Genomic DNA, 8,626 nt, shown 5'->3' with positions numbered 1-8,626 from the left:
AACTTCATTCTATCACTAGGAGGTTCTTTCCTTTTCTCTAAGAATTTTTACCGACCCCCAGTTTAACTGGGGGTTTAGTCATGCCTATTCGGCGTACAAAAAGAAAACCGCGTAACATTGCTGTTACGCGGTTTCTATACCTACGATAGATCAAAGAATTAATCTATCAATTGGGAGGCTAATTATTTAGTTGTTTTTACAGCTGCTTGTGGAGCTTGTTGTGGTTGTTGTGCAAGCACTTTATCAAGAAGATCACGGATTTCTTTATTTTGAGCTTGTAAATCAGCCACTTTATCCTCAAGAACTTTTACAGTTGCTGGGGATGCTTTAGGAGCTGTAGGAGCATTACCAATACCGATTGTTACACCAGCATTTGCCATTACACTATGGTCACCACCATAAGCTGCGCCAGCATGGATTAACAAATCAGGATTTGCATAATGAGCTACACCCAATGCAGTAGATGTTTTACCTTTGTAAGTACCAACAGCTGCCATAATTTGAGCTTTTTGACCTTCGTGGTATTCGATAGGTTTCAATGCTGCCAATGCGGCTGCATTAGCACCAACTGCTTTCACATCGCGTTCTACACTGCTAATACGGCGAGAGTTTTCTGCGATTTGAGCATCGTGTTGAACAAGAGTTGCATGGTCTTGAAGAGCTATATTAGAAGCTTTCAAGCTGTAGTTTGCAGCCTCTGCTAAAGTACCGATGTCTTGAGTATTTTTGTTTACTTGTAAGCCTAATACATTAACTTTTTCATTGTTTTCTAATGCCAATGTACCTACTGCTTTAGTCAATTTAACGTTTTCATCAACTTTAGTATTTACATTTGCAATTGCTGCTGCATTGTTAGAAATGTCTTCTGTATTTTTGTTTACCTGTAAACCTAATACACTAACTTTTTCATGATTTTCTAGTGCTAGAGTACCAACAGCTTTAGTTAATTGTGCATTTTCATTAACTTGGTTAGCTACTGCAGTTACACGGTTATCTACCTTAGTGATATTTGAAACATTAGTATCTACTTTAGCATTGAGAGTGTTGATGTTTGTAGTATTTGTATTAACTTGGCTAGATACTTTGCTAATATTGCTTGTATTTGCATTAACTTGGTTAGTTACATTTGTAATATTAGTTGTATTTTGGTTAACAACATTATTAATATTAGCAATATTAGTTGTATTAGTATTAACTTGTTTAGATACATTGTTAATAACTTTACTATGTTCATCAACTTTGTTGATTACTTTTTCTACAGTTACATTAGTATTTTGAATTGCTTCAGCATTTTGCTTGATCGCTGCTTTGTTAATATTGATGTTTTCAGTGTTATGTTTGATTGCTTCAGTATTAACAGAAACTTGGCTTTGAACAGTTTTAATGCGTTCTTCGTTAGCATTTGCTTTTTGAGTATTAGCATTAACTTGTTCTTTCACTTTGCTTACATCAGCACCTACGTTTTGTAAGTTTTTGATTGCTTCAGTGTTTTTGCCAACTTGGTCTTTCAAGCCAGATACATCAGTTTTGATATTGTTGATTACAGTATTTTGATTATTTACTCTTACATCAATATCAGTCACTTTGTTGTCAATATTAGTTACTTTGTTATCGATGTTAGTCACTTTATTATCAATGTTTGTAACTTTTGCATCAATATTCTTAACATCATTTTGAACATTAGTAATATTGTTGTTTACAATATTAAGTTGTTTATCAACTTTAGCACTAATATTGTTGATATTGTTATTTACAATATTGATTTTTTGATCAACTTTAGCATTGATGTTTGTGATATCAGCTTTAACTACTGTCACATCAGCTTTAATATTGTTTACATTCTTTTCAACGTTAACAACATTAGCTTTAATGTTATTAATATTGGAAGTGTTATTTTGAATGTTTACAGTATTAGCTTGGATGTTGCTGTTTTGAGCGTTAATGTTTTGAGTGATATTTTCTACTTTTTGAGCTACATTAACGATTGTAGTATTACCTTTACCAACTTGACCTTTTAAGGACTCAATAGCTTGAGCATTAGCATCAACTTTACCGCTTAAGTTGTTAATAGTAGTTGTATTAGATTCAATACGACCAGTATTAGCATTTACTTTAGCAGTTACATCAGTAATGTTAGCAGTGTTACCAGCAACTTGCTTACTAATGTTTGCAATAGCTGTTGCATTATTAGAAATGTTAGTTGTATTATTTGTAACTTGTTTACTTACATTAGCAATAGCTGCAGTGTTATTAGCAATATTAGTAGTGTTGTTAGTTACATCTGTGCGGATAGCTTTGATATCTGCAGTGTTAACATCTACTTTATTGCTGATGTTTGTCACATTAGCTTTAATGTCAGTAATAGCTTTACTATTATCAACGATTGCTTTTGTGTTAGCATCAACTTTAACATTTACTTCATTAACTTTACTGTTGATAGTTTTATTGATTTCTGTGTTGTTATTAGCAATCTTAGCATCAATATTTTGGTCAACTTTGTTAATGATTGTTGTGTTGTTTTCGCTAATAGCATTTGCAATATTTTTATTAATAATAGTGTTGTTATTATTAATTGCAGTGCTGATATCGTTTCTAATTACTGTGTTGTTAGCTTCAAACTTAGCATTGATTGTGTTTTCAACATTAGTAACTGTTGTACCAACTTGGCCTTTTAATGCTTTAATAGCATCTTCATTAGCACTGATACGTGTAGAGTTATCTACAATATTACCTTGTAAGTAGTCTAAACGTTCATCATGACGATCTACACGACCTTTAAGGCCATCCAAATCACCTTTAACGCCATCAATCTTAACATTTACATCACCAATCTTAGTATTGATTGTATTGTTGATTTGTTTGTTGTTTTCATTGATTTTTACATCGATGTTTTTATCAACTTTGTTAATGATTGTTGTGTTATTAGCAGTAATCTTAGCATCGATATTTTGATCTACTTTGTTAAGAATTGTAGTATTGTTAGCTTCAATCTTGTTATTGATAGTAGATTCGATGTTAGTGATAGTAGTACCAACTTTGCCGTTCAATGCTTCGATAGCTTTTGTATTCTTGTCGATAGCAGCTTTGTTATCACCAATGAATTTACGGTTTTCGATAGCAATTGTACCAGCTACATTAATATCTTTTTCATTTTGGTCAACACGTTTAGTAAGACCATTCAAATCACCTTTAATACCGTCAACTCTAACATTTACATTGTTGATTGTATTGTTAATCGCTTTGTTGTTTTCAGCGATCTTAACATCTACAGATTTATCAACTTTGTTAATAATTGTTGTGTTATTTTCGTTGATTGCATTTGCAATGTTTTGGTTAATTACAGTGTTGTTAGCTTCAATCTTAGTATCGATATTTTTATTAATAACTACATTGTTTTCAGTAATTTTGTTATTAATAGTAGTTTCGATATTTTGAACTGTTTTACCAACTTGACCTTTTAATTCATCAATAGCTTTTTTGTTATCGCCAATGAATTTACGGTTTTCGATAGCAATTGTACCAGCTACATTGATATCTTTTTCATTTTGATCAACACGTTTAGTAAGACCATCCAAATCACCTTTAATACCGACAACTTTTACATTTACATTGTTAATAGCTGTAGTGTTATTAGCAATGTTTGTAGTGTTGTTTGCGATGTTTGTAGTGTTTTCAGTGATGCGTTTGCTATTGTCAGCAATTGCTACTACATTAGCTTGAATATTTGTAGCATTGTTAGCAATGTTAGTAGTGTTATTTTCTACTTTACCATTGATATTAGTAATTTGGTTTTTAATATCGTTGATTACTGTAGAAGATTTACCTACTTGACCTTTTAATTCATCAATAGCTTTTGCATTAACATTGATATTTGTAGTGTTATTTGCAATTGCAGCTTTGTTATTTGCAATAGCAGCTTTGTTATCGCCAATGAATTTACGGTTTTCAATTGCAATTGTACCTGCTACGTTGATGTCTTTAGTGTTTTGTTCAACTTTAGCAGTAAGGTCTTTCAAGTCACCCTTAACACCGTCAACTTTAACGTTTACATTGTTGATTGCAGTAGCATTGTTAGCAATGTTAGTAGTGTTAGCATCTACTTTCACATTAGTTGCATCAATACGTTTGCTATTATCTACGATAGCCTTTGCATTAGCATCAACTTTAACGTTTACGTTGTTAATCGCAGTTGTATTGTTAGCAATGTTTGTAGTGTTAGTATCTACTTTCACATTAGTTGCATCGATACGTTTGCTATTATCTACGATAGCCTTTGTATTAGCATCAACTTTAACGTTTACGTTGTTAATTGCTGTAGTATTTTTAGCAATATTAGTTGTGTTATTAGCAATATTTGTAGTGTTGTTTTCTACTTTACCGTTGATATTAGTAATTTGTTTCTTAATATCGTTGATAACTGTAGAGGATTGACCTACTTGACCTTTTAACTCATCGATAGCTTTAGCATTGATATTGATATTTTTAGTGTTGTTTGCAATAGCAACTTTATTATCGCCAATGAATTGACGGTTTTCCATTGCAATTGTACCGACTACATTAATATCTTTTGCATTAGCTTTCACACCATCTTCTACTGCGGAGATACGTGTGGAATGATCAACAATGTTACCTTGTAAGTAATCTAAACGTTCATCATGACGATCTACACGACCTTTAAGGCCATCTAAATCACCCTTAAGACCTTTCAAGTCACCCTTAACGCCATCAATCTTAACATTTACATCACCAATCTTTGTATTGATTGTGTTGTTGATTTGTTTGTTGTTTTCATTGATTTTTACATCGATGTTTTTATCAACTTTGTTAATGATTGTTGTGTTATTAGCATTGATTTTTGCATCAATATTTTGATCTACTTTATTAATGATTGTTGTATTGTTGCTGTTAATTTTATTATCAATGTTTTGGTTGATAACAGTGTTGTTAGCCTCAATCTTAGTATCGATATTTTTATTAATAGTTACATTGTTTTCAGTAATCTTGTTATTAATTGTAGTTTCGATATTTTTAATTGTAGTGCCAACTTGACCTTTTAATGCATCAATAGCTTTTGTATTTTTATCAATAGCAGCTTTGTTATTGCCGATGAATTGACGATTTTCCAAAGCAATATTGCCAACTACATTGATATCTTTAGCATTAGCTTTAACACCATCTTCTACTACAGTAATACGTGTAGAATTATCTACAATATTACCTTGTAAGTAGTCTAAACGTTCATCATGACGGTCTACACGACCTTTAAGGCCATCCAAATCACCTTTAACACCATCAATCTTAACATTCACATCACCAATTTTTTTGTTGATTGTATTGTTAATTTGTGTGTTATTTTCGTTGATTTTCACATCAATGTTTTTATCAACTTTGTTAATGATTGTTGTGTTGTTAGCATTGATCTTAGCATCAATATTGTTATCTACTTTATTGATAATAGTAGTATTGTTAGCTTCAATCTTATTATCGATAGTTTTATTAATTACTGTATTGTTTTCGTTGATTTTATTAGTAATTGTATTTTCGATATTTGTGATTTGATTGCCAACATGACCTTTTAATTCATCAATAGCTTTTTTATTGTCGCCGATGAATTTACGGTTTTCAATAGCAATTGTACCAGCTACATTGATGTCTTGTGTGTTTTTCTTAACTTGAGCTTCAAGATCTTTTAAGTTACCTTTAACACCATCAATCTTTTGATCAATTTTGATGTTATTGGAATTAATCTTAACATCGATATTATTATCTACTTTGTTAAGAATTGTAGTATTGTTAGCTTCAATCTTATTCTCGATATTTTTGTTAATTACTGTATTATTTGCGTTGATTTTATTGGTAATTGTATTTTCGATATTTGTGATTTGTGTGCCAACATGACCTTTTAATTCATCGATAGCTTTTTTGTTGTCACCAATGAATTTGCGGTTTTCAATAGCAATTGTACCAGCTACATTGATATCTTTTTCCGCTTTATCTACACGTTTAGTAAGACCATCCAAGTCACCTTTAATACCATCAACTTTAACGTTTATGTTGTTGATATTATTGTTGATTACTTTATTATTTTCAGTAATCTTCGCATCAATATTTTTATCTACTTTATTGATGATTGTAGTATTGTTAGCTTCAATTTTATTGTTGATTGTAGTTTCAACATTTGTAATTTGTGTACCAACATGTCCTTTCAAATCATTAATCGCTTTTTCATTGTTGGAAATACGAGCAGAGTTAGCATCGATGCGTTTACTATTATCTACAATGTTTGTAGTATTAGTTTTCACATTATCCTCAACAACGGAAATACGTGTAGAGTTGTCAGTAATATTATCTTGTAAGTAGTCTAAACGTTGATCATGGCGATCTACACGACCTTTAAGACCATCTAAGTCACCTTTAACACCGTTAACCTTTACATTAACGTTATTAATTGCAGTTACATTTGCGTCCACTTTGCTATTGATATTAGTAATATTGTTTTTAATATCTTTAATATCTACTTGAACATTGCCGATGTTTTGACCAACTTTACCTTTTAAATCAGCAATATCTTTAGTGTTGATATTAACTTGGTTTTGAGTGTTGGATACATCAGTTTTGATAGTTTTGTTATCTTGTTCAAGCGCCTGGATGCGACCTTCATGATTGCTTAACGCTTCATTGTGATAGTCGAATCGCTTCATCAAGTCAGTATAATTTTTATCAACTTTAGTATTTAATTCAGTGATTGCAGTCGCATTTTTGTTGATATTTGTAGTGTTATTAGTGATGTTAGTAGTATTAGCATCAACTTTTGCACTTACATTATTTACATTATTAGTAATTTTTGTAATGTCTGTTTTTACTACATTGATCTTAGCATCTACATCATTATTGACTTGATTAATAATTTTTGTGTTATTTTCAGTAATTTTATTGTCAATTGTTGTGTTGATGTTAGTAATCGTTGTACCAACTTTACCTTTCAAGTCTTCGATGGCTTTTTTATTTTCACCGATAGCTTTTTTGTTATCAATGATACCTTTGCGGTTTTCCATCGCAATAGTATTGTTGAAAGTAATGTTGTTAGTGTTTTCTTCAACTTTAGCAGTCAAATCAGTAATAGCTTTGCTATTATTGTTAACGTTAACAGTTAAATTATTGATAGCTTGTTTGTTGTCGTTAACTTTAATCTCAACGTTGTTAATGTTATTGTTCAACTCAGTTTTAACATTAGTAATATTGTTATTTAACTCAGTTTTCACATTGTTGATATTTGTTTTAATATCAGCAATTTTAACATCTACATCTTTGTTAACATTATTGATAATAGTTGTATTGTTATTTTCAATAGTCTTATTAACTTGATTTAAAATTGTAGTGTTATTATTTTTAATTTCAGTATTAATGTTTTGATTTACTTGGTTAATAATATTAGTATTATTAGCTTCGATGTGTTTTTTAACACTTGCATCGATATTAGTGTTTACATTATTAACAACATTGTTCGTGATGTTAGTAACTTGTTTATTGATTTTTGTATCGATGTTGTTGTTGATTTCAGTAAATCTAGCATCGATATTATTGTTAATATTCGTAATATCTTGTCGAATATTAGTAATTTGAGTACCAACTTTACCTTTTAGGCCTTCAATATCTTTACTATTTTGATTAACTTTAGCATTGATATTAGTAATATCATTTTTAATGCCTGTAATGTCAGTTTTAACATTACCAACTTGCTTGTTAATATTCGTAATATTAGTAGTATTATTTTCTACTTTTTGGTTAAGAATATTAATGTTAGCTGTGTTTTTCTTAACATTTTCAACATCAGTAGTTACATATGTATTGTAGTTATTAACAATAGTAACTCCGTTAGAACCACCTTTTTTAGGTTCTTGTTGTTGCTGTTGTTGTGGCACTTGTTGTTGCCATTGTTGTTGCTGTTGTTGTTGCTGCTGCTGTTGTTGCTGTTGTTGCGGCACTTGTGGACGTGGACGTCTTTGTTGCTGCTGTTGTTGTTGTGGCACTTGTTGTTGCCATTGCTGCTGCTGTTGCTGCTGTTGTTGCTGCTGTTGTTGTTGCTGTTGTTGTTGCTGTTGCTGTTGTTGTTGCTGTTGTTGCTGACTTTGCGCTTGTGGATCAATTGGATGTTGATATTGGTTATGACCCCAAGCATTTTGCTCAGGTGTTATCCATCTTTGGCTACCAATAAGATCAGCTCTAGCCCAATCCTCAGGGCTGGATGCATTAGCAACACCTCCAGAAAAGCTAGCCGCCAAAATAACCGCTGCTACGATTGTAGTAGCGGATTTTTGATGTGACTTAGCCAACTCAGACGTTACTACGTAAGCGTGCTTAGTTGCACTCCAAACAACTTTGAATACCTTATTCATATAAGTTCCCTCCCAACATTTGTGGCTCTCACCCCACAATGAAGAAATAAATCAAATATTGCACTCTTTTCACTAAATATTCACAATATTTAACATAATATTACCATATAATATTTTAAACTTCCATAAAAAATTTAATAAGTTAAACTTATGCTTCATTTTTTATTCATCGTAAAATCAATAGAAACACATATAAATACTAGGGGTTTGAGTTAAGAGCATCGTATAAA

1 protein-coding gene is annotated in these 8,626 nt (G+C 31.3%); it reads right to left on the bottom strand.

What is annotated here, in order from left to right; translation table 11 throughout:
* Positions 1–182: 182 nt before the first annotated feature.
* Positions 183–8,396, bottom strand: coding sequence for an ESPR-type extended signal peptide-containing protein (locus KH364_RS08070; protein ID WP_273299278.1), 8,214 nt, complete (start codon positions 8,394–8,396; stop codon positions 183–185).
* Positions 8,397–8,626 lie beyond the last annotated feature (230 nt).

Origin of the sequence: Veillonella sp. oral taxon 158 (assembly GCF_018376515.1) — a bacterium.
GTDB classification, from domain to species: Bacteria; Bacillota; Negativicutes; order Veillonellales; family Veillonellaceae; genus Veillonella; species Veillonella rogosae.
The sequence above is the reverse complement of the archived record's forward strand: the minus strand, read 5'-3'. Positions and strand labels throughout refer to the sequence as shown.